The following is a 23,064-nucleotide window of genomic DNA, read 5'->3' as shown; positions in this document are numbered from 1 at the left end:
AATTAACACTCACTGAGACTGATAGGAATGTTTACTGCTAAACCTCCTTCTGCTGTCTCTTTATAGCGCGAGTTCATATCTTTAGCGGTTTCCCACATTGTTTTTATCACTTCATCCAGGCTTACCCGTGCCTGTTCGGGGTTCGAGGCTAGTGCCAGCTGGGCTGCTGTTATGGCTTTAATTGCACCCATCGTATTCCTCTCGATACAGGGGATCTGCACTAAACCGCCTACGGGATCGCAGGTTAAGCCCAGGTGATGTTCCATCGCAATTTCGGCTGCCATTAAACATTGCTCAGCAGAGCCTCCGCTGATCTCCGTCAGACCAGCCGCCGCCATTGCTGAAGAAACACCTATCTCAGCCTGGCACCCACCCATCGCCGCAGAAATGGTCGCGCCCTTTTTGAAAATACTTCCAACTTCCGCGGAAGTCAGGAGAAAACGTATTACGTCATCCTCGGTAGCATTGCTGAAAATTACAGCGTAAAGCAGAACAGCAGGTATAACTCCAGCTGAGCCATTGGTCGGAGCAGTTACAACACGGCCAAAGGCAGCATTTTCCTCATTCACAGCCAATGCAAAACAACTTACCCAGGAAACAATATCATTGAAGCTGTTCGGCGTTTCGCTGATTAGTTTAAGCCATTCCTGGTAACTACTATGCTGCCTTCCGGCAAGGTGTGTATTGCTAAGAGCTGAAGCACGCCTTACCACATTTAGTCCCCCCGGCAAAATGCCATCAGTTGTACAGCCGCGATAAATGCAGGCCTCCATCACCTCCCAAATTTCCAGTAATTTCTTTCTTACTTCTTCCCCGCTGCGCCACTGTTTTTCGTTCTCCAGAACCACGTCGGATATCCGCAATTTATCTTGTTTACACCACCTAAGCAAATCTTCAGCATCGTCTATAGGATATGGAAGAACTAAACTTTCAGCACTCAACTCTTCTTCATGCTCTTTTACAACGAAGCCTCCGCCAATGGAGTAAAAAGTCTCAGAGCTCAACAGGTCATCCCCCCTTTTCGCTTCGAAGATCATTCCGTTAGCATGAAAGTCGAGACTTTCACCGAAATGAAAGACGATAGTGTTCAGACTATCATAGGGAACGTTTTTTTCCGCGTTCAGCTGTAATATCTTTTCCTTTTTAATGGTATCAAGGATCACAGAAATCTGAGCTGGATCTATAAGAACGGGGTCAAATCCGGAAAGCCCCAATAAAAGCGCTACATCTGTACCGTGCCCCTTACCTGTTTTAGCAAGAGAACCATACAAATGAACGGTAACAGAAGTTATCTCCTGAAAAAGCTCCCTTTCTTTCAACTCAAAGATAAATCTTAAGGCTGCCCGCCAGGGTCCAAGGGTATGGGAACTGGAAGGACCGATCCCAATCTTCAGAATATCAAATACGGAAATACGCTCTTCTCTCATTATCTATTTCGTAAAGGGCAAGCTGCACACTTTTGCATCCAGCGCTTTATCACGGACCACCACTTTAATAGGGGTTCCTTTTGCCGAGACACTTTTATTCAAATAAGCCATACCGATGGATTTACCTAATGATGGAGAGATACTGGCGGAAGTAACTACCCCTACCTCATTAAAATGCTCGTCTAAAACCTTGTTTCCTCGTCTGGGAAATCCCTTACCAACTATTTCAAAACCGCAAAGCTTTTTCTCAATTCCGTTCTTCTTTTGCTCTTTAAAATGATCACTGCCGGTAAACTCTTTACTGAACTTTGTAATCCAGCCAAGGCCTGCTTCTATTGGCGAAGTCTCATCATTTATATCATTGCCATAAAGACAATATCCCATTTCAAGCCTGAGCGTATCTCTGGCACCAAGGCCTGCCGGCTTTATTCCGTAAGGTTTTCCAGCCTCCATAACAGCCTGCCACAAGCGCTTAGCCTCCTCGTTTTTACAATACAATTCGAAACCTCCGGCACCTGTATAACCTGTTGCTGAAATGATAACGTCATCAATTCCTGCAAGCTGAGCTTGAAGGAATGTGTAGTACTTCATTTGAGCTAGAGGCACCGTAGTTAAAGACTGTAAAGCAGTTGCCGCAGCAGGACCCTGTACAGCAAGTAACACTATTGAATCTGAAATGTTGGTCATCTTTACAGATCCAGCATTCCGTTCTGAGATCCAGTTCCAGTCTTTCTCAATATTTGAGGCATTCACTACCAGCATATACTTTTCTGCTTCAAGACAATATACCAGTAAATCATCTACAATTCCTCCTTTTTCGTTAGTCATGCATGAATACTGTACGTCTCCCGGCTTCAGGACTGCAGCATCATTGGTTGCAAGCCTTTGAATAAGTTCCAGACTGCCTTCACCTTCCAAAATGAATTCACCCATATGACTTACATCAAATATTCCCAGGGAATTTCTAACGGCATGGTGTTCTTCCATAATCCCCGAGTACATTACCGGCATAGAATAACCGGCAAAGGGAGACATTTTTGCACCAAGTGCAATATGGATATCATTAAGAACAAGTTCTTTCATTCTTATAGTCCGATTACAGCTTTATACTCATCAGCAGAAAGCAGCTGATCCAACTGAGAGGGATCGTTTAACTTTGCTTTAATTATCCAGCCCTGCCCATATGGGTCTGAATTCACAAGCTCAGGAGTACCTTCAAGTGCAGCGTTCATCTCTGAAACAGATGCTGTTACCGGCATAAAAAGATCGGACACGGTTTTCACAGCTTCTACAGAACCAAAAACTTCGTCTTTACTTACCTCCAGCCCCAGGGCAGTTATGTCGATATATACAATATCGCCAAGCTCTCGCTGAGCAAACTCAGTAATTCCAATGGTTGCTTCTCCGTTTTCAAAGGAGATCCATTCATGATCGTTCGTATATTTTAAATTATCAGGTATGTTCATTTTTAAATCAATTAACCATTAAAACTTCTTCTGTATAGGTTTCTATAGGCGGACATGAACAGATCAGATTACGGTCGCCTTTACTTTCATTCACTCTTCCAACTGACGGCCAAAACTTCCGTGTAGCGATCCAGTCAAGCGGATAAGCAGCCTTGTGGCGACTATAAGGCCTGTCCCAGTTATCGGTAGTAAGTACCGCAAGAGTATGAGGAGCATTTTTAAGCACATTATCTGCCTCATCCGCAAGACCTGTAGCAACTTCATCAATCTCCCCTTTAATAGCGATCATAGAATCGCAGAAGCGATCAAGCTCGGCTTTTGACTCTGATTCTGTTGGCTCAACCATAAGCGTTCCGGCAACAGGAAAGGAAACAGTTGGAGCATGGAATCCGTAATCCATCAGACGCTTTGCAATGTCGGTCACCTCAATATTAAACTTCTTAAACTCACGGCAGTCAAGTATCATTTCATGAGCACAACGGCCGTTTGCTCCGGAGTATAATACGGGATAGTAGTCTTCCAGTCGCGCTTTTATATAATTTGCATTCAGTATTGCAGCCATTGTTGCGTCTTTCAGTCCTTCAGCGCCCATCATAGCAATATAGGCATGTGAAATCAGGAGGATTGATGCAGAACCCCATGGTGCCGCTGATACAGCGGAAATGGAATTTATCTTGTTTATATCCACCTGAGAGTGTCCGGGAAGGAAGCCTTTTAGGTGGGCAGCAACACCGATCGGTCCCATGCCCGGGCCACCTCCTCCATGTGGAATACAGAAAGTTTTATGCAAGTTCAGGTGACAAACGTCGGCTCCAATACTTGCGGGACTGGTTAAACCTACCTGCGCGTTCATATTAGCACCATCCATATAGACCTGTCCACCGCACTTATGTACTACTGCACATATCTCTTTTATTCCTTCTTCATAAACTCCGTGGGTAGAAGGATAAGTAACCATTAAACAAGACAAGGTCTCTTTATATTCTTCGGCCTTGGCCTGCAGATCAGCGAAATCAATATTACCATTAGTATCGCATTTTACCACAACGATCTTCATACCGGCCATCGCAGCAGAGGCGGGATTGGTGCCGTGGGCTGAGGCTGGGATAAGGACGGTATTTCTTTGCGCCTGACCATTATAACGATGATAAGCCCGAATAACCATCAACCCAGCATACTCACCCTGAGCCCCGGAATTTGGCTGGAGACTCATTGCGTCGAAGCCAGTGATTTCACATAGCCAATCTTCAAGTTCGTCAAAAATCTGTTTGTATCCCTGCGTTTGAGCAGCTGGCGCGAAAGGATGAAGAGAAGAAAACTCAGGCCATGTCAAAGGCAACATTTCGGTTGTTGCATTCAGTTTCATGGTACATGAGCCAAGAGGGATCATTGAATGACAAAGGGAAAGATCTTTGGCTTCAAGGGATTTGATATAACGGAGCATTTCATGTTCGCTGTGATAACTATTGAACACAGGATGATCAAGAAATGCTGAAGTTCTCTGTAAGGCTTCCGGTATGCTGGTTGCTACTGCAACAGTGGTAGCCCGGGACTTTTTATTAAGTGCCTTTTCAAAGACAGAAAGGATCAGGTCAAGGTCCTTCTCACTCGTGCTTTCGTCAAGGGACAGTGTGATGCTGGAGAATCCGTAATTAAAATTCAAACCTGCCTTTGTTGCCTCGCGATGTACCGCTGCAAGTTTGTTCCCAACCTCTATCTTTATCGTATCAAAATAGGTCTCATTACTGATAGTCATACCCAGCACGGCCAGCCGTTGGGATAAAGTGACCGTCAATGAATGGATCTTGCCGGCAATGGCCCTGATACCTTCCTGTCCATGCCAAGCTGCATACATTCCCGCCATTATCGCAAGTAGAGCCTGAGCTGTACAGATATTAGAAGTGGCTTTATCTCTTCGGATATGCTGCTCCCGGGTTTGAAGTGCCATCCTCAGCGCATAATTTCCTGCAGTGTCTTCGCTTACCCCTATTACTCTTCCGGGAATGAAGCGCTTAAAATCCTCCTTTACAGCCAGGTAGGCTGCATGAGGCCCACCATATCCCATAGGTACACCGAATCGTTGAGTTGTACCCACGGCAATATCTGCTCCAAATTCACCTGGAGGCTTTAACAAAGCCAAACTCATTAGATCGGCAATTACACAAAGAGAAACACCATTTTCCTCTAGCATCCGGGCGAAATCTTCGTAATTATAAACGGATCCATTTGCTGCAGGATATTGAACAATAGCTCCAAAAACACCTGGTGTTATTGGTTCCTCATGACCAGCAATATGCAGTTCAATTCCCAGTGGTGCCGAACGTGTACGAAGGACGTCTAAAGTTTGAGGAAATATCTCAGGGGAAACCCAATACTTCTTCGCCGCTTTATCTTTTCTCTGACTAAACTGAAGGAACATTGCTTCTGCCGCTGCTGTTCCCTCATCTAGTAAAGAAGCGTTAGCAACAGGAAGCGCAGTTAGACTGGTTACCATTGTCTGAAAATTCAGTAAGGCTTGCAGGCGTCCCTGAGATATCTCAGGTTGGTATGGGGTATATTGGGTATACCAACCCGGATTCTCGAGTATATTCCTTCTGATTACCGAAGGTGTGATCGTATTATAATATCCCTGTCCGATGAATGATTTGGCAATAATATTTTTTGACGCTGTTTGTCTTAAAGAATCAAGGTATTCTGATTCTGTTTTAGCCACTGGAAGTTGCAATGGGGACACTAACCGGATAGACGCGGGAACTGTCTCGCTGATTAAATCTTCAATAGAATCAGAACCAACCATTTTCAACATCATGCTAACGTCATCCCCTGTAGGAGCAATATGTCTTCTTTGAAATAATTCGGAGTTTTGTAATGAGTTCATATGTTAATTGCTATGCAAGTTGAGGACTTTCAATAAGGTGGTCGAGCATATCTTTTACCAGGGATTGCAGGCCATAGGCTGGTTTCCAGTTCCAATCCTGCCTTGCGATGCTGTCATCGATACTTGCAGGCCATCCGTTTGCAATGCCTTGACGGAAGTCGGGAGCATAGTCTACGGAAAAATCACCTATATATTGTTGGATCTCTGAGGCAAGCTCCTCGGGTGAGAAGCTTAAAGCCTGAAGATTATATGCTGTACGAATCGAAATTTGATCTGATGGGGCTTCCATTAACTTCAAGGTGGCCCTGATAGCATCATCCATATAGATCATCGGCAGACGGGTTCCCTTGTCAAGAAAGCAGGTATAATGCTTCTCTTTGATTGCTTTGTGAAAGATGTCCACTGCATAGTCTGTTGTTCCACCTCCGGGTGCTGATTGGTACCCGATAACACCTGGATAACGTAGGGATCTTACATCCAGGCCATACTTATTAAAATAATACGCGCCCCAGTTTTCGCCGGCAACCTTTGCAATTCCATAAACTGTTGCTGGCTCGGGATAGAAACTTTGAGGAACGCCCTCCTTTGGTGCGGATTGTCCAAATACAGCTATTGAACTAGGGATAAAAACCTTGGAAAGCTTAAAAATACGACCGGCCTCCAGCACGTTTAACGTACTGCTCATATTTATATGCCAGCTGCCCGTTGGATCTGTTTCTCCTTTGGCTGAAAGTACAGCCGCCAGGTGATAGATCTGGGTGATCTGGTATTGCATGATCAGCTTACTAAGGGTATTGGAATCAGTAGCATCAAGCAGCTCGAAAATACCTTCATAAGTATTATCTGCCCGAAGATCTGTTGCAATAATATTATCATTACCGAACAGCTTCTTTAAAGCTGCAACAAGGACCTTTCCGATCTGACCGTTAGCACCGGTGACCAAAATCTTCTCTCTTTGCATACACGAAATTTTAAGATTTAAAAAAGCTGCCGGATGATGAAGAAATCCGGCAGCCTATACCATTTTGAGGAAGCAAGCCTCTGAATCAAAGGTACCTCGACTAGAGTCGCAGCAACAGGACAAATGGTACTAAGTTTTGGATATTGAAGCTTTAAAAAGACGAACATTTGATGGCGTCGTGAGATTCTCTCATCGTGTTGACAAGAGCTTCAACCGAACTTAAGGGCAAAGCATTATAAAGTGAAACCCTGAACCCGTCTCCAAAGGGAGCTTTAATACCCACCATACCCTCTCTTGTAGCAATTTCATAAAATAAGCTGGCCATTTCAGGATCATCAATAGAAAAACGGACATTCATCATCGAACGATGTTCCCTTACAATGGTAGGATGAAACATAGGATTTGAGTCGAGCTCGCGATAAAGAATTTCCGCTTTAACATTGTTGCGTCGTTCCATCTCCTTTACGCCTCCCTGCTGCTTGATCCAGCGAAGGTTTAGAAGCATAACATATAATGAAAAAACGGGTGGGGTATTGTAGAGCGAATGAAAGTCCCTGAATACCCGGTAGTCCCACATCGCCGGCACCTTACTACTACAATTATCAAGCAATTCATCTTTTGCGATCACCACCGTTACTCCGGCCGGGCCCATATTTTTCTGAGCACCTGCATAAATAAGATCAAACTGCTGAACGTCAATTGTGCGACTAAGAATATCAGAAGACATATCGCACATTAGCGGTATGGGACTTGAAGGAAAGCTCTTCATCTGGCTCCCTTCGATAGTATTGTTAGACGTACAATGAAAATAGGAGCAAGAAGGGTCAATGCTATAGTCAGATGGGATCGAAGTGTAGTTGGAATCAGCTGAGCTTGCTACCACATCAACTAAGCCAAAATGACTGGCTTCAGCTATTGCCCTTTTTGAAAAAAAGCCGGCATCAAGGTAAGCTGCTTTCCCTGTTCTTCCCATGAAATTAAAAGGTATCATCGAAAATTGGGTACTTGCTCCTCCCTGGATAAAAAGTATACTGTATCCGGATGGAATCTCCATCAACTCCCTAATAAGTTCTTCCGCTTCATCCACCACTGCACGGAACTCTGGCGTCCGATGAGAAACCTCGAGGATAGAAAGGCCCTGATCAAGCCAATCACCCACAGCTTTACGTGCGCCGTCTAACACTTCGGGAGGCAGGATACTTGGTCCTGCCGAAAAATTATGTTTTAAAATAGTATTCATGAATGTGCTGCAGTGCTTTAACACCCGGAAAAAATCCCATACCAGGAAGGTATGGGCTGATCATAATCTAAAAAGAACGAGCGTAAGGCAAATATCGGGAAGGCAAGGTTGCCATGGTGGTATATGAATTCCAAAGTACTGCACAAAACAACCAATTCTCATCGTTGCAATATGTCTCACGAGGAATTCCTCTTGCACTAACTGAGATCGCTGGCGAAAGCAGGACTTTCCAGGCGACGTAAAGACTTATAATTTCTAAAATATGTATCGGTAGAAATATATCCCTCTTTGACAGGCTCCTCCCTAACAAGGTCTGTGCTAAGATATTTTTTATTGCTATCGCTAAGGATAGTGGCGACTACAGGGTCTCCCCCCATTTGTTCCCTTAACTTAATAGCGCCAATAACATTTGCGCCTGAAGAGATCCCTACGGCAAGGCCTAATTGTTGCGAAAGCTTCTGAGCCATAATAATTGCATCCCCATCATTCGCCTGCACTACTTCATCCAGTTCATCCATCTTCAAAATTGAAGGAATAAATTCATCAGAGATTCCTTGAATACGGTGACTTCCAACTTTGAAACCTGTTGATAAGGTCGGAGATTCGGCGGGTTCTAAAGGATGCACTTTAATTGCAGGGTTAACACGTCGTAGAAAAGCTCCTGTTCCCATCACTGTTCCTCCGGTACCTACGCCAGCCACAAATGCATCGCAGCCGAGACCTGCGTTTTTAAGTTGTGTCCATATTTCCGGGCCTGTTGTTAATTCATGAGCAGAGGCATTACAACAATTCTCAAATTGTCGGGGTAAAAAAACGTTGCCTTCAGCAGCCATTTTTTCACTTAATGCTATACTTCCTAAAAAACCTCCTTCTTCCTTACTTATCAAAATCACGTCGGCACCAAGACTTCTGATAATGTCGATTCGCTCCCGGCTTAACCAGTTGGGCATAATTATTTTCACATCATGTCCAAGAGTTCTTCCAAGGGCGGCAAAAGCAATACCGGTGTTCCCACTTGTAGCCTCTACGATGACATCCCCTGGCTTAATTTTCTTTTCCAAATAAGCGTTGTATAAAATATAAAGAGCCATCCGGTCTTTAACACTACCGGTTAAATTATAATGCTCGCACTTTGCGTAAATTTTTCCGGGTATACCTTTATAGATATAGGAAAGCTCGATCATGGGCGTGTTGCCCACCAGATTCCACAAATTATCAAATCTTTCTTTCAAATCAACTTCCATTACCGGCGAATTTCTCATTTTCAGACTTACTTTATTAAGAATAAAGGTCGATAGTCCCATTAAAACAAGCAATCGTTCGGTAAAAAGTCATAAATTTTCCAATTTACATGGGGAATATCCGTTTTTTTTATGATTTTAGCGCCTACATCAGGCACAGATGCTTATATTTTTCAATGTTATTCTCTTAGCTTAGACTATGAATAGTTTAGACCGTACCGATACCGAGATATTAAAGCTACTTCAAAGGGATGCTTCACTTACAAACAAGGAAATTTCGTTTAAACTTCATAAGTCCATCGCTACCATCCACGAGCGAATAAAAAAGCTAAAAGATCAGGGATATATTACTAAAGTAGTAGCCATCCTTGATCGGAAGAAGGTTAACAAAGGTCTGATTGCCTTTAGTCAGGTTCATCTAAGCGACCATACTACGGCTACGCTAAAAGAATTTGAAAGAGAGGTAGTAAAATTCCCTGAAGTGATGGAGTGTTTTCAAATGTCGGGAGCCTTTGATTTTATACTAAGGGTTGCGTGTTCGGATATGAACGAATACACAGACTTTTACCGGAATAAGCTAGCAATGCTTCCAAATATCAACACCGTGCAGAGCTTTTTTGTGCTGGCTGAGACAAAAAGTGATACAGCATACCCTCTGTAGATCAGTCTCTAATGGCAGAAATAAAAAAACCCGCGGTATGGGACCACGGGCTAACCTAAACCTTATCACAATTATTTGTACAGCAAATATACAATCTTTTCAAATTCCCCCTAAAAATTCCATAAAATTTTCTACTTAATTAATTTCTCACGCCGGGCTCCGTTTTTATACTTGCTCCTTTCCTTCAAGGATGCTTGTAGCATTTGACGTAGATTCCGCGTAATGTGTTTAAATTAGAGACATGAAACAAGTGCTTTTCTCCCTGCTCATTATAACAATCATCTTCCCTGCATGCAAAAAAGACAATGAAATTGAAATTGAAAAAGCTCCGTTTCAAAGCTATATCCTAAGAAATCAAAGGTACTATCAGCTCCATGATGCCGATCTGAGTTTTGACAAACAAGACCAACAATACACATCAACCATTTGGCTTACCAGTGGCGAGGAAAATAACAGTGTCCAAATTGATCTTCTACTACTAACTGGCGAGGCGCTTCCGGAGGGGGAATACACATACAAAACCCTTACCTCCAATAATCTGGAATTGAATAGATTTCACGCCTTGTCTTTGCAATACGGGGAGAAGAATTCAAAAGAGCAGGTGAACTCCTTCGAAAACGATATAAAAAACGCCTCGATTCAAGTAAAACAATCGGGAGACCTTTACACTATTGATGGAGAATTTGAATACGACGGTTCGGTGACAAAAGTTCATTACGAAGGGAAAGTCGACTTTCTGGAATATTGGTAAGGTAAATCCGGGTGGCAATTTTGTAAAGGCACGCAAAAGACGTTTTATATTCCACACAAAATACTTTTGACAAGGTTATTAATACATGAGTGATCTTTCAATAGAAGAAAAGATTAGGCTGTTTGAACTAGCAGCCCAACAGGTAGGTACTTATGAGGACAACAGGTTATTTTCTTATGCCACTAAAGTACGGGTACTTTTAGATGCTATTATGACCTTTGAAGTGGCGCCCACAGACCCACTTAATGCGATCGAACGTCTTGAGATAGTTCTTATGCAACTAGAAGAGAAAATTCAAAAAAGACAAAATTATGAAATTGTTATGAGGCTCCTGGACTAGAGGTCCTGAACCCCTTAACTGCAGAAGTCTTTGGAACTTCCATCAGGAAGGATATCCGAAATGGCGTGCTATTTTAAGATAGCTCGGGACAACAACTTGGTGGCTCTCGGCAAGCCGTACAATATCAAAGATTAACTCTTCCCGTTCGTCGGACTTCCCTTTTTTCATATCTTTCTGAATGGAGGCTGTAAAATCAGGAGATAAACTATCCAAAATGGCCAGATTATTGTCTATAATTTGTTCTCGGGAGAAGCTAAATTGCGCAGCCTCACTAATTTGATAGAGTTCTTCCAGTAAAAACCGAAGGAGATCCCGATACATCCCCGCCCTCTGCAAATCAGACGCTTGCTTATCGTAATACGCGGCAACAGCAGCAAATGCAGAGGTGAAACTTAGCTTACGAAATATTTCGGCAGTAATAGCTGTTGTATTCCGTATCTTAATTCCACAGCTTTGAAGATCGCTTTCCATTTGTTGTCTCATCTCAAGATTTCTGGTATCCGGTGCATTAAGTCCGTAAACAATTCTGAAAATAGTATTATTCTGGCTCACCTCGCCTGGGGCAGAAAGATAACCAGTGATATAAATGCAGCCGTCATAGACGCTAAGGCCGTGCAACTTTCCGCGAAGATAAGAACCAGCGCCTAAAGAGTTAAGGATAGGTATGATCAGGGTTGCCGAATGAGAAGCTTTTCGAATAAGACTTAGTATATCATTGAGATTATACGCTTTGACTGCCACAAAGAGAACATCGAACTTCTGATCCTCAATTTCCTCCTCGGCTAATGCTCTTATATCTTTTATAGTTACTGGAGAGTGCCCATAGGTTTTAATAGTAAGACCTTTTTCCTTCATAGCTTTCAGGTGCTCTCCCCGGGCTATTATTGTTACATCCAGGTTGTTTTTCGTTAAATATCCCCCAATTAGTCCCCCCGTACCTCCGGCTCCAATTACCAAATATCTCATGTTTGTCTTCTGACTATGGCTCTAAATTTAATTGAATTTACATATCCGTGCCGAATTAACTTTCAGCTAAACTACCTGCTACTCCCGCTGCTTCCTTTCCTTTTCCTCGGCCTTTTTATCTTTCTCACGCCCCTGCTCAAGCTCTTTCCTGATCATTTCCTCGACTTTCTTTTCGGTCTCACGATAACGTTCAGCTAACTTTTTTGCTTCTTCCTCCCGTTTTTTAAGGAATTCATCCACCTTCTTGCCATCATCCTTTCCATCTTGGCTTTTGTAGTCTTCTATTGCAGTTTCTATCATCTCTCCCACTTGTTCAGGCAGACTTACCTGGTATTCCTCCTGGGCAATAGGCTCAGCTTCTGCACACGCAATTTTATTTTTAACTTCCGGTAATGGTTCTGCGAATTTTGCAAAATTGTATTTATATCCGCCCCCGTCACGTACAAATGAATTCATAAAGCTGCCGAAAATAGGTAGCGCAGTGCTTGCTCCCTGTCCCAATTCTAATGTACGGAATCGTATTGCTGGATTTTGTCCCCCAACCCAGACACCAGTAACCAGTCCCGGTACAATGCCTATGAACCATCCGTCTGACTGGTTCTGCGTTGTTCCGGTTTTCCCTGCGATATCCATTCCTAATCCATACTGTCCCCTCAATCTTCTGGCACTACCTTCATTCACCACCGCCTTCATCATTTCCACAATTGTTGAGGCATGGAGGGGATCAAGGGCCTGATCCTGACCTTCGGGAACATGTTCCTCTATAATATTGCCATCCTGATCCGAAATTTTAGTAATAAATACAGGCTTGGTACGTTTCCCCTTATTTGCCAATGAGGCATATGCAGTTACCATTTCCAAAAGTGGAATTTCCGCAGTACCTAGTGCGAGTGATTGCACATGAGGCAATTCTGACTCGATGCCCAGGTCTTCTGCAAGATTAACCGTCTTTCGTACACCTACTTCATCTATGATTTGAGCCGAAATAGTATTGACGGAATGAGCAAGAGCTTGCACCATCGTCATTTTCCCCCCGTATTGTTCATCCGCATTCCTTGGCGTCCATTCGCCATAAGAAACCTGCTTATTCTCGAACGTCTGGCAGGGTTCCATTCCATCCTCGAGAGCTGCAGCATATAATATAGGTTTAAAAGTGGATCCTACCTGCCGTTTGCTCAACACATGATCGTACTTAAATACCTTAAAATTGATCCCTCCTACCCAGGCTTTAACCTGACCAGTTTCCGGTTCCATTGCTACCAGCCCGGTGTTGAGGAACTTCTGATAATACTTGATAGAATCAATGGGACTTAACGTTCTTTGCAGAACACTTCCTGAATAGGGATTTACGATTTTCATAGAAACAGGCGTACGGAAGCTGCGGTGTATTTCTTCTTCACTAATTCCCGCCTCGCTCATCAGCTTATATCTTCTTGTCCGTTTAATTTCTGCATCGATGACGGATTTGTTTTCTGTCCACAAGCCACGTCCCGACCAATGACTGTTAAACAAATTCTGCAAGGCATACATTCTTTTCTTTACAGCGCTTTCTGCAGCACGTTGAGCTTTGCTATTTATGGTAGTATAGATCTTTAACCCATCCCTATAAAGATTATAGGTCTCACCTCCACTTTTCTCATGTTCCTCACACCAGACCAGAAGATCTTTTTTTATCATCTCCCGGAAGTAGAATGCCATCGTTCCATTGCTCAGGTTAGTTGTTCCTTTTCTCAACCTAAGCGGAATTTCCTGCAGTTCTGAGGATTTCGCAGAGGTTATAAACCCATACTTAGCCATCTGCGCAAGAACAACATTTCTCCTTTCTTCAGATCTCTGTAGATTTCGGGCTGGATTAAACCTTGTACTGGCCTTTAGCATCCCCACCAGAACAGCAGCCTCTACCAGTTTGAGCTTGCTTGCCGGCTTATTAAAATAAGCCCTTGAGCCCTGCTCGATACCATAGATATTCCCTCCCATATGTACGGAGTTAAGATACAGCTCGAGGATCTCTTGCTTTGAGTATACTGCTTCGAGACGTTTTGCAATTACCATCTCGCGCATTTTATTGATGGCTGTTTCCAAAAACCAGTAGTCGCGTCTGGGATAGAGGCTTTTTGCAAGCTGCTGAGTAATGGTACTTCCTCCTCCTGCACTTGACTGTTGCAGTAGAACGCTCTTTATCAAAACCCTGAACATACTCCGGGTATCAATACCACTATGTTGGTAGAAGCGGACATCCTCGGTTGCAATAAGTGCAGAGATCACATGAGGAGAGATACGATCAAGGCTTACCTCCTTTTTGTTTGTAATAAAGTATCGTCCCAGTAAGACACCGTCGGAAGAGTATACCTCGGAGGGTTTCTCGTGCCTCCTCTCAAGGAGGGCCTTTTTGGAGGGAATAGCGCCAAAAACACCTATATAAATAGATAGCAACAAAACAAAGAAAAACAGTAGGGAGTATAAAACAGCTTTTATTCCCCATCGTAACCAGGTCCTTGAATTGGAGAAGTTAACAGGTTTTTTTGAAAATATAGAAAACAGTCCAGCTTTTAAACCTTTCAGCATAGAAAACATATAAGGACAAATATCTAACAATATTAGTGCTAAATGGAGAAATCGCAACGGTATAAAGTATTTTGATGCCTCTTTAAGTGAACTAACAAAAAAAGAGTGCGTTGTGCGCACTCTTTATAACCAATTATCATTTATAGTATGAGACTGAGCGAGATTTCAGTCATTAAAGGAAGGCATTATTCAAAATAATTTAAGAGCTTACGGAAGCACATTTTATTTCCCCGTAGCCTTAATAAATCGAAACTACGCTAGTAGGTTTGGTTTCTCCTGGTAAGTTTTCCAAAGTAACTCACCAAACAGCGTATTGGCCCAGGCAAACCATTTACGGGTGAAATTTTTAGGGTCATTCTTATGGAAGGACTCGTGCATAAAACCGGTATCTCCATGTGTCTTCCTGAGGGTTTCAATACAGGCTTTGATCTCCGCATCGTCATCACTGGTTAAAGCTCTCATGATTATGCTCATCGGCCAAACCATATCTTTTCCAATGTGAGGGCCTCCAATTCCTTCGGCAGCGGTGCCTTTAAAGAAAAATGGATTATATTCAGACAATACAAACTTTCGTGTATTTACGTAGATAGGATCGCTTTTGGATACTGAACCGAGATAAGGCATTGCCAGAAGGCTCGGAACATTAGCATCATCCATTAAATTATAACTTCCCAAACCATTTACTTCGTAAGCGTAAATCTTACCATAAACCTTGTGCTCAACTGTTGCATGTTCCTTCAAAGCCTCCTCAACCTCACTGGCAAGAGCATTTAGCTGGTTTGACGTTTCTTTGTCCTTGACAATAGAACCCATCATTTCTGCCGCCTGCCTTAAACTAACAACGGCGAAGAAGTTAGAGGGTATTAAGAAGGAATAGACTGTAGCATCGTCGCTTGGACGGAAAGCAGAACAAATAAGCCCAACAGGCTTAACCGGATAACCAAAGCCATTCATTGGTACCCCATCCGTTGCCCATGCCGTTTTACGCTGGAAGGAATAAGGACCATCGTTCTCTTTCCTCTGTTGCTCTCTGAATGTTTGCAGCGTTAGCTTTATTGCTTTCTGCCAGCTTTCATCGAAGGGAGCAACATCACCAGTTTGCTTCCAGTAGTGGTATGCTAAACGAATTGGGTAACACAGAGAATCGATCTCCCATTTACGTTCATGAATACCTGGTTGCATCTTTGTAATATCATCCTTCCATTCCCCTTGTTTCGCTTCATCATTATAAAAAGCATTTGCATAAGGGTCATTCAGGATGCATTTACTTTGCCTGTTAATCACCCCAGCAACCATGTTCTTCAGAGCTTTGTCTTTATCCATAAAGGGCAGGTAAGGAAATACCTGAGCTGAGCTATCTCTTAACCACATGGCATCAATATCACCTGTGATAACATAAGTGTCGGGCCGGTTGCTTTTCAGCGAATAGGTTACGGTAGTATCTAAAGTGTTCGGAAAACAATTTTCAAATAGCCATCCAAGTTCTGGATGCTTAACTTCCTTTTTAAACTTTGCAATTGCCGCTTCGATAGCCTTGCTGCTAAAGTTTCTGTTGGGAAGGGGAACTCGCACTACCGGAAAGTCCGCCGGTGCTGTAGCGAATGCGAAATTTGTACTTAAAAAATAGGCTGTTCCCAAAACGCCCGTATTTTTTAGAAACTCTCTTCTTTTCATATAAATATCTTTTGTTGTGTTTTGAAATCCAATAAGATCAAGAAAGCAGGATCTGAAGATTCCTGAGTGATTTATAATTTGATAACTGCGACTAAAAATCTATTCAGAAGGATCTTAAGCATCTGTTGAGCGAGGAAAACCTCCCTAAAATGATTTAGCACTAGCATTAAATTTTTTTTGTGATTTTTCTATTAACTACTCCTGCTAAGGTAGTTAATACCTCAGAGGAGTAATCAGTGGAGTATTTTCTCAAATAAGATCCGAAAATTTGCCTTAACAGAAATCTTTCTAATGCTTTACTTTATAGAACTTCCATCCGAACAGGAAGATTACAAAATAACAGATAATTGGAAGATAATAAGAGTGAGCAACCCCTATATTGTCAGCTAGCTTACCCATGAAGAATGGGAATAAGGCTCCTCCAACTACTCCCATAGACAGGAACGAGGAAGCTTGCTGTGTGTGGTGTCCCAGGTTCTTTAATCCCAAACTGAAAATGGTTGGGAACATAATACTGAAAAAGAAGTTAAGAGCTAGTAATGCAATGAAAGATGGCCAGCCCAAGCCTTGTGCCACAATAATACACATCAGGATGTTTCCAGCCGCAAAAGCAGCAAGTAAGGTATGAGGCTTTATAACTCGCATAAGGAAGGTTCCGATAAAACGGCCTGAAAGCATCATTGCCATGAATAACATCATGTATTTCGCTGCTTTCGCCTCAGGAAAGCCCATAACTTCCTCCCCATAATTGATAAAAAACGCCCAGGTTCCTGCTTGTGCAGCGACATTGAAGAATTGTGCCGCCACAGCCCAAGCGAAGTGAGTGTGTTGAAATAGTTTCTTACCAGGGGCTGCGTCTACATTGACCGCCTCCTCATCCGCTACTACTTCCGCATGTGGATCTGTAAGTGCCGGAACCTTAACAAAAGCAAAGCCAACTGCTATCGCTGATATCACACTACCTATAATTATATAAAGCATTTTGACTGAACCTAGATCCGTACTCCCCGGAACATGATTTTTAAAGAGAAAATAGGAACCAATGGCCGGACCTATAATAGCACCTAAAGCATTGAATGACTGGGCGAAATTAATACGCTGGTCACTTGTACGCTGATCTCCTAAAGCAGCAACAAACGGATGCGCAACAGTTTCCAGTGTAGATAAACCACATCCTAAGATGAATAAGGCAACACCAAAGAAAGGGAAAGATGCGGTATTAGCAGCCGGGACAAAAAGAAACGATCCTAAAGCAAACAGAGACAAGCCCAACAAAACGCCATTCTTATATCCAAATCTTTTCATAAATAAGCCTGCGGGTATACCCATAACAAAATAAGCCCCAAAGATTGCAAACTGCACGAAGGCAGATTGAGACCGGCTCAGGCTTAAAGTATTTTGAAAATGTTTATTTAAAACATCTCCCATTGTTATGGCCACTCCCCAGCATAAGAACAATGAAGTAACAAATACTAAAATTGTTAAAAATCTCTTTTCGGTGAATTGAGCTTTGTCAGTTGCTGTGCCTACCTTATTTTGTAAGGTTCTTTCTGTTTCTGTTAGTTGCATTTTCTAATTATTGGGTTTATAACTGATTCTGGCAAAAAATATATTAAGCAAAAATAGGAATGTAAAACGTTTTAGCAAGGGAAACTTTAATTTTCTGTGATCATAAAGATGGCTTATTTTAAACCCCTTTAGAAAAGCAAATTCCCGACGCAAATATTCACGACCCAAGGCGCTTTAGTGATATTGACAATATTTCTGGTTTAAAGCTTCTTAATTGTAACGTTTCGATACCAAACATCATCTCCGTGATCCTGCAAAGCGATCTTTCCTGTTTTGAATGTGCCAAAGCCAGGCATTGAAGCAAACTTACTTCCGGCAATCATGCTTTTCCAGCTTTCATCCCATAAAGTAGTTGCGACCACTTTCGACCCGTTTAAATAAAATTCCAGCTTTCCTTGCTTACTAATAATTTCAGACTCATTCCATTGCCCTGCGGGCTTTACTGTTTCCTTTGCAGAAGGCACAAGATCGTAAAGATCTCCGGCGCGATGTTTATGAATTTTTGCATCAGGATGCCCTTCATTATCCAGTACCTGCATCTCGAGCCCTGTATTGAAAGTGTTCGGATAGCTACTGGGATCCTCATTCACGTAAAAAATGATTCCACTATTACCTTTTGGGGCTATTTTCCATTCCAGCTTTAAGTGAAAGTCTTTATACTCCTCGTTAGTCACCAGGTCCCCTCCTATTGCACCTGAATTTTTACTTGCTGCATCCAAATGAAGAACCCCATCCTCGGCTTTCCATGCACTTCCGGCTTCAGATCGTCCATAGGAATGCCACCCCTTGGTGGTTTTTCCATCAAATAAAGTGATCCACTTATCTTTTTTTTCAATATCAGTCAATTGAATTCGGGTATTTAATTTACTGTAATGTGTAGGTTGAGAAGTTGCTAATGTCAAAAAGGAGAATATCAGTGCTTTCATAAAAGTTAGTTCGCTACTAATATAAAGAAAATGAGAACCTCGGCGCTCTCATTTTTTAGTTCTTTTGTATCAAAATCCCTGGAAGGATTAATTGAATTTAATTTGACAGCGAAATAACTTGCAGGCTTTACAATTAATAGCGTTTAAATTTTAACGAAGGTCAATCCTGGGTGGTTCTTCCTTTCCAACATGATCCATTTACTAAGTTCCTTTAATGCGAGAATTTTCGATGCGGTGTATGGATATCTCGCACGAACTTCTGCCGAGCTCATAGAGGTATGCTGTAGGTGCATCATACCCATTTCCAATCCCTTATTAGGATCCGTTAGCAATTTCTCGAATTTCTTTTCGTCGAATTTTTTTTTCAATCTCTCCTCCAAACAAGTCAAAGCCTCATCTAACATTTCACTTGCAACATCCTCATTACTATAAGAACCAACCGCAAAAGGATCAGAGAACAAAACTTCCTTTCCAGTCTTCAGGAAATAAAATGTGTAATAGGCAGGTTGAGGAGCGTACAGGCAATTGAACGGCCCACTATTTATGACTGGTTTCGAGGGTGCAGCTTTAGGAATTATTTTAGTCTTCCTGGAAGCTTGTCGATTAGCAGGTGCTTTCCAGGTCAAAGCCACTTTCGCAGCTGGCTTTACAGGAAGCTGGACAGAAGCTGGCTTTGAAGAAATCGTAGCCTGAATACTTTTATTTGGCAAGTTTTTACTTTGACCCGTAGTTCTCAAATTTCGCTCTGTTTCTGCGTTCATACTACTCAGCGCGGGAACTCTTTGCGAAAAGTTATTTTCATCGGCCGAATATTTCAAAATGAACTTAACGGCTTTTGCCTGACGCTCATTTTTTACCGGTACTATTACCTTCTGATTTGGTTTGAGCTCCCTCAAGGAACGGCCTCCGTTAACCGAATTGTAATATACAGGTTGACCGCTGCTATTATAAATTGTTACATACTTACCCCCGGGAGCCGGATTGCCCGCCTTATCCGCAAGATAGGTTACTATCCCACCTTTCAGGTACAATTCCGAATTTACATAATGACTTATGGAAGCCGTTGTTATTTTTTGCTGTGAAAAACTAAGCAGGCTGAACATTATCAGCACCTTAGTCAGAAGAACCCTCATTATACTCTTAGTTTCGTTTTCCCAAATCCCTGCCTTCCGGTTATTTGTCCGGTTGCTATTGTATTAACCTAAAAAAAAGAATTGAGTTTTATAATTGTTGTTTTGCTAAAACTTATCCTCAATTCCATTCAACCACTGATTCGCTTCCTCTAAATTATCAAAGAACCGGGTAATTATTCCATCCTTTTTAACCTCGACGCTTTTATCGGCCGACATTTTACTAAAAGAACTTGGCGAATAGACCCAGGCGAAATAACGCAAACCAGCTGCTTCCATCATTGGAAACCATTCTTTGCCAACCCATTCCGCAGCTTCCGACCAGGTACCCCGCACGTGGGTATTATCATTTAGTACTTTATTCACCTTATGATTTTTTAGTATCCGAAGCATTCTTAGACAACCAGCTTGCACACTATCATAGTCCTGAAAACCAGTCCAATCAACATCAACTCTTGTTCCCACCTGATTATAAACTATGGTAATGGAACCGTCGCTGTAATACCGGTCATCATTTGACACGACGATCTCTGCTTTTAGTTCCTCAATTGGCAGCCGGAAATAGAAGATAGTTCCTATGCCGGGTTCACTCTCTATCCAGAAAGAGCCATTATGCCTCTTAAGTATTTCTGATGAAATGAATAAGCCCAGGCCAAGTCCTTCAAAACGCATTGCCGTGTTGTCGACGCGGTAAAATCGATCGAATAATTTATCAAGATGGGATTCGTCTATTCCTATACCAAAATCTTGTATAGAAACCACAATACTATTCCCTTCAATCCTACTGTTAACTATAACTTCGGTTGCCTCTGGGGAATACTTTATCGCATTATTCAGGAAGTTATTGATCACTTGCTCCAGACGCAGCTTATCGCCAGTAAAATTTACAGCCTCGGAATAGCGAAAAAGTATTTGATGTTTCTCGCTATTTAATTGAACACTTTCAACAGCATCTGCAAGCATGGCTGTGAAATCGAAAGGTTTCATGTCGTACTCCATCTTCCCGGCTGTAATTTTTGTAACATCAAGCAGATCATTGATGAGTTTTTCTAAACGGTATATATGATCAGCAGACTTGTTAATAAACACTTTCAATCTATCGGGCGCTTCCATGCGGCGCATAATTTGGTTGAATGCTTTAATGCTGGTTAAGGGAGTCTTCAATTCGTGGCTGGCAATTGAAAGGAACTCGTCTTTCTTTTGTTCGTTATTCTTTTGCAGCTGGATATTCGTATTTGTGCCCAACCATTGAACAACCCGGTCGTCCTGCAAGAAAGGTAATGCCCGGGCGATATGCCACACGTAGCTCCCATCTTTCATAAGTAAACGAAATTCTGTTTCATACTCATGCCCTTCAATAATAGCTGAATTCCAAGCTTTGAGACAAGAAGGAAGATCATCAGGATGAATAAATTTCTGCCATCCATGCCCAACTACTTCCTCAACATTGTATCCAAAATCGCCGGTTACAACTTCGTTCACATAATTAAGTGCTCCATCCGGACTTGCGGTCCACACCTGCTGAGGAATGGCATTAAGCATAAACCGAAATCGTTCTTCACTTTCTATCAATTTTTTTCTTGCTATCACCTGTTCTGTAACGTCATGACAAACTACCATAACGCCTGTTATGCTATTGTCCGGCTCCACGTATGGCTGATATACAAGGTTTAGAAAGCCTTCGATCTTTTCGTTGCCTTTATACACAAAATAGGGATGGTCATTCAAATAAAGGGACTCCCCGGTTAGGCGCACCTTGTCAATAATTGGACGAAAATGTATTTCCGCTTCAGGTATTACCTTAAAAAGGAACTCACCTTCGAGTTCTTCAGCGCTTCGGCCTATCAATTTGCCGTAATCATCGTTCACGATCGCTACTTCCATCTCCTCGCCCATTAACAATATAATTCCAACCTTAACATCACTTACAAGATTCCTGAAACGCTGTTCACTTTTTGTTAATCCATCAAGTATCTTCTTCAGTACCTCCTGTGTTTCATTAAGTTCTTCATTAGTGGCGGCCAGTTCATCATTTAGTGCTTGCTGCTCTTCAAAACTGTCTTTAAGTTGCTTTGTCCGCTCATCAATCCGCAGTTCCAGTTCAGCATTCAAGGTGTTAAGACTTTCCTGGGCAGCCTTGAGTTCTTCGTTAGTGGCACGTAATTCCTCGTTCGAGGTCTGGAGCTCTTCATGAATTGCCTGCAATTCTTCATAAGACTCCTTCAAATCCAGGTGAGCCTCCAACAATCGCGCTTCATTTTCTTCGAGTTTTTTTCTCGCCGCCACTTGCTTTGTAATCTCATATTTGAAACTAAGCAAGCCGTCGATCTGGCCACTTTCGTTTCGCAATGCATGATAAACGGTGTTGAAATAATGTTCTTTGGGAGGTCCTCCTTTGTATTCCGCTAATGGAACCATCATTTCTGTTTCAATATGAGGTTTGCCCGTTCTATAAACCTGTTGCAATACATGCCAGATGGGCTGACCGAAGATTTCAGGCAGAGCAGCTAATAGGGGTAGACCCAACACTTCACGTCCGGGGAACAGCTCCATCTGATACCGGGGATTTATATAAGTATATACCAGATCCTCGCCACTTACTATTGCTATCTGGGCAGGTATGTCATGAAATAAGCGTTCCATTTGCTCACTCAGCTGGTGAGCCTTAGCTGTAGCTTTACGTTCGGTTTGAAGAGCCTCTTGCAAATACTTCTCTTTAAGTATTTCCTCTGTTACATCCTGGGTATGATGAATGATATACTGAATCTCGCCGTCCTCATTTATGACAGGCTTGTTAGTTGTTTTCCAATATTTTTCCTCTAAAACATTTCCGTCAGAAGATGGAATGTCAAAACGCATTGCCGGAATAGAATGCTCTTCATTAGTCTTTAGCACCAGCTCCAAAGATTGCTTAATTCCCCCATCTTGATGTGGTAACCACTCTGGCGATTGAGGAAATACGTCAAAAAGAAATTTTCCAATGACCGTCTCCCTTTCCTTTCCAGTGGTTTGTAAATAGAGGTTACTTGCACCTATAATAACAAGGTCTGATGAAAGTAAAAGGAAATTACCTGGTAGAGACTGAAAAATTCGTAGCTCGCCAGGATGCTTAAAATCAATATTATTAGAGGACATGTAATGTTTTTCAAATAGCCGCAGTACAAGGATACGGATTCATTTTTTTTACTGAAATACCTAAATACATACTTTTAGTTTTATCACCTTTATTAACATTCTAAATGCTCCGTAGTAAACAATATAAATTATTC

17 protein-coding genes are annotated in these 23,064 nt (G+C 42.2%); 3 read left to right on the top strand and 14 right to left on the bottom strand.

The features are described 5' to 3' along the window. Positions 1-2 precede the first annotated feature (2 nt). The 7 genes from J4N25_RS18300 to J4N25_RS18270 all read right to left on the bottom strand — a co-directional run bounded on the left by J4N25_RS18300 (position 3) and on the right by J4N25_RS18270 (position 9,234). Positions 3-1,427 (bottom strand): L-serine ammonia-lyase, encoded by a 1,425-nt coding sequence (locus J4N25_RS18300; protein WP_207423249.1) that lies wholly within the window; start codon positions 1,425-1,427, stop codon positions 3-5. Positions 1,428-1,430: 3 nt separating this feature from the next. Beyond that, entirely contained in the window at positions 1,431-2,510 is a 1,080-nt protein-coding gene (gcvT, locus tag J4N25_RS18295; protein WP_207423248.1) for a glycine cleavage system aminomethyltransferase GcvT, read from the bottom strand. 2 nt (positions 2,511-2,512) lie between these two features. Then, positions 2,513-2,893 carry a glycine cleavage system protein GcvH gene (gcvH, locus tag J4N25_RS18290; RefSeq protein WP_207423247.1) on the bottom strand — a complete coding sequence of 127 codons (381 nt, stop codon included), beginning with the start codon at positions 2,891-2,893 and terminating at the stop codon, positions 2,513-2,515. Positions 2,894-2,900: 7 nt separating this feature from the next. After that, positions 2,901-5,771, bottom strand: a complete 2,871-nt coding sequence (gcvP, locus tag J4N25_RS18285; protein WP_207423246.1) for an aminomethyl-transferring glycine dehydrogenase — start codon at positions 5,769-5,771, stop codon at positions 2,901-2,903. 10 nt (positions 5,772-5,781) lie between these two features. After that, on the bottom strand, positions 5,782-6,732 hold the full coding sequence (locus J4N25_RS18280; protein ID WP_207423245.1) for an NAD-dependent epimerase/dehydratase family protein: 951 nt from the start codon (positions 6,730-6,732) through the stop codon (positions 5,782-5,784). Positions 6,733-6,883: 151 nt separating this feature from the next. After that, positions 6,884-7,972, bottom strand: coding sequence for a 3-phosphoserine/phosphohydroxythreonine transaminase (serC, locus tag J4N25_RS18275; RefSeq protein WP_207423244.1), 1,089 nt, complete (start codon positions 7,970-7,972; stop codon positions 6,884-6,886). 197 nt (positions 7,973-8,169) lie between these two features. After that, positions 8,170-9,234: a PLP-dependent cysteine synthase family protein gene (locus J4N25_RS18270; protein WP_207423243.1), complete on the bottom strand. Its 1,065-nt coding sequence runs from the start codon at positions 9,232-9,234 to the stop codon at positions 8,170-8,172. 178 nt (positions 9,235-9,412) lie between these two features. Here J4N25_RS18270 and J4N25_RS18265 point away from each other — a divergent pair, with 178 nt between their 5' ends. The 3 genes from J4N25_RS18265 to J4N25_RS18255 all read left to right on the top strand — a co-directional run bounded on the left by J4N25_RS18265 (position 9,413) and on the right by J4N25_RS18255 (position 10,965). Further along, a complete protein-coding gene (locus J4N25_RS18265; RefSeq protein ID WP_207423242.1) occupies positions 9,413-9,874 on the top strand; it encodes an Lrp/AsnC family transcriptional regulator in 462 nt (153 codons plus the stop codon). A 241-nt stretch (positions 9,875-10,115) separates the two neighbouring features. Further along, complete coding sequence (locus J4N25_RS18260; protein ID WP_207423241.1) at positions 10,116-10,625, top strand: hypothetical protein; 510 nt, start codon at positions 10,116-10,118, stop codon at positions 10,623-10,625. An 85-nt stretch (positions 10,626-10,710) separates the two neighbouring features. Continuing rightward, on the top strand, positions 10,711-10,965 hold the full coding sequence (locus J4N25_RS18255) for a hypothetical protein (protein WP_207423240.1): 255 nt from the start codon (positions 10,711-10,713) through the stop codon (positions 10,963-10,965). A 42-nt stretch (positions 10,966-11,007) separates the two neighbouring features. Here the strand turns inward: J4N25_RS18255 and J4N25_RS18250 are convergent, their stop codons facing one another. From J4N25_RS18250 to J4N25_RS18220, 7 genes are all read right to left on the bottom strand, one after another. After that, positions 11,008-11,931 (bottom strand): ketopantoate reductase family protein, encoded by a 924-nt coding sequence (locus J4N25_RS18250; protein WP_207423239.1) that lies wholly within the window; start codon positions 11,929-11,931, stop codon positions 11,008-11,010. A 78-nt stretch (positions 11,932-12,009) separates the two neighbouring features. Next, positions 12,010-14,496, bottom strand: coding sequence for a penicillin-binding protein 1A (locus J4N25_RS18245; RefSeq protein WP_207423238.1), 2,487 nt, complete (start codon positions 14,494-14,496; stop codon positions 12,010-12,012). Positions 14,497-14,748: 252 nt separating this feature from the next. Next, positions 14,749-16,170 carry a glycoside hydrolase family 125 protein gene (locus tag J4N25_RS18240; protein WP_207423237.1) on the bottom strand — a complete coding sequence of 474 codons (1,422 nt, stop codon included), beginning with the start codon at positions 16,168-16,170 and terminating at the stop codon, positions 14,749-14,751. Positions 16,171-16,458: 288 nt separating this feature from the next. Continuing rightward, positions 16,459-17,739, bottom strand: a complete 1,281-nt coding sequence (gene fucP / locus J4N25_RS18235; RefSeq protein ID WP_207423236.1) for an L-fucose:H+ symporter permease — start codon at positions 17,737-17,739, stop codon at positions 16,459-16,461. Positions 17,740-17,939: 200 nt separating this feature from the next. After that, positions 17,940-18,665, bottom strand: a complete 726-nt coding sequence (locus tag J4N25_RS18230; RefSeq protein ID WP_207423235.1) for a 3-keto-disaccharide hydrolase — start codon at positions 18,663-18,665, stop codon at positions 17,940-17,942. Positions 18,666-18,808: 143 nt separating this feature from the next. Further along, complete coding sequence (locus J4N25_RS18225; protein WP_207423234.1) at positions 18,809-19,798, bottom strand: hypothetical protein; 990 nt, start codon at positions 19,796-19,798, stop codon at positions 18,809-18,811. A gap of 105 nt (positions 19,799-19,903) precedes the next feature. Continuing rightward, complete coding sequence (locus tag J4N25_RS18220; protein WP_207423233.1) at positions 19,904-22,930, bottom strand: PAS domain-containing protein; 3,027 nt, start codon at positions 22,928-22,930, stop codon at positions 19,904-19,906. Positions 22,931-23,064 lie beyond the last annotated feature (134 nt).

Source organism: Desertivirga brevis (assembly GCF_017355835.1).
The sequence above is the reverse complement of the archived record's forward strand: the minus strand, read 5'-3'. Positions and strand labels throughout refer to the sequence as shown.

Excerpts from the sequence above, each read along its gene's own strand:
- J4N25_RS18300 (WP_207423249.1), bottom strand. The coding sequence starts at position 1,427 with ATGAGAGAAGAGCGTATTTCCGTATTTGATATTCTGAAGATTGGGATC.
- gcvT (WP_207423248.1), bottom strand. The coding sequence starts at position 2,510 with ATGAAAGAACTTGTTCTTAATGATATCCATATTGCACTTGGTGCAAAA.
- gcvH (WP_207423247.1), bottom strand. The coding sequence starts at position 2,893 with ATGAACATACCTGATAATTTAAAATATACGAACGATCATGAATGGATC.
- gcvP (WP_207423246.1), bottom strand. The coding sequence starts at position 5,771 with ATGAACTCATTACAAAACTCCGAATTATTTCAAAGAAGACATATTGCT.
- J4N25_RS18280 (WP_207423245.1), bottom strand. The coding sequence starts at position 6,732 with ATGCAAAGAGAGAAGATTTTGGTCACCGGTGCTAACGGTCAGATCGGA.
- serC (WP_207423244.1), bottom strand. The coding sequence starts at position 7,972 with ATGAATACTATTTTAAAACATAATTTTTCGGCAGGACCAAGTATCCTG.
- J4N25_RS18270 (WP_207423243.1), bottom strand. The coding sequence starts at position 9,234 with ATGAGAAATTCGCCGGTAATGGAAGTTGATTTGAAAGAAAGATTTGAT.
- J4N25_RS18265 (WP_207423242.1), top strand. The coding sequence starts at position 9,413 with ATGAATAGTTTAGACCGTACCGATACCGAGATATTAAAGCTACTTCAA.
- J4N25_RS18260 (WP_207423241.1), top strand. The coding sequence starts at position 10,116 with ATGAAACAAGTGCTTTTCTCCCTGCTCATTATAACAATCATCTTCCCT.
- J4N25_RS18255 (WP_207423240.1), top strand. The coding sequence starts at position 10,711 with ATGAGTGATCTTTCAATAGAAGAAAAGATTAGGCTGTTTGAACTAGCA.
- J4N25_RS18250 (WP_207423239.1), bottom strand. The coding sequence starts at position 11,931 with ATGAGATATTTGGTAATTGGAGCCGGAGGTACGGGGGGACTAATTGGG.
- J4N25_RS18245 (WP_207423238.1), bottom strand. The coding sequence starts at position 14,496 with ATGCTGAAAGGTTTAAAAGCTGGACTGTTTTCTATATTTTCAAAAAAA.
- J4N25_RS18240 (WP_207423237.1), bottom strand. The coding sequence starts at position 16,170 with ATGAAAAGAAGAGAGTTTCTAAAAAATACGGGCGTTTTGGGAACAGCC.
- fucP (WP_207423236.1), bottom strand. The coding sequence starts at position 17,739 with ATGCAACTAACAGAAACAGAAAGAACCTTACAAAATAAGGTAGGCACA.
- J4N25_RS18230 (WP_207423235.1), bottom strand. The coding sequence starts at position 18,665 with ATGAAAGCACTGATATTCTCCTTTTTGACATTAGCAACTTCTCAACCT.
- J4N25_RS18225 (WP_207423234.1), bottom strand. The coding sequence starts at position 19,798 with ATGAGGGTTCTTCTGACTAAGGTGCTGATAATGTTCAGCCTGCTTAGT.
- J4N25_RS18220 (WP_207423233.1), bottom strand. The coding sequence starts at position 22,930 with ATGTCCTCTAATAATATTGATTTTAAGCATCCTGGCGAGCTACGAATT.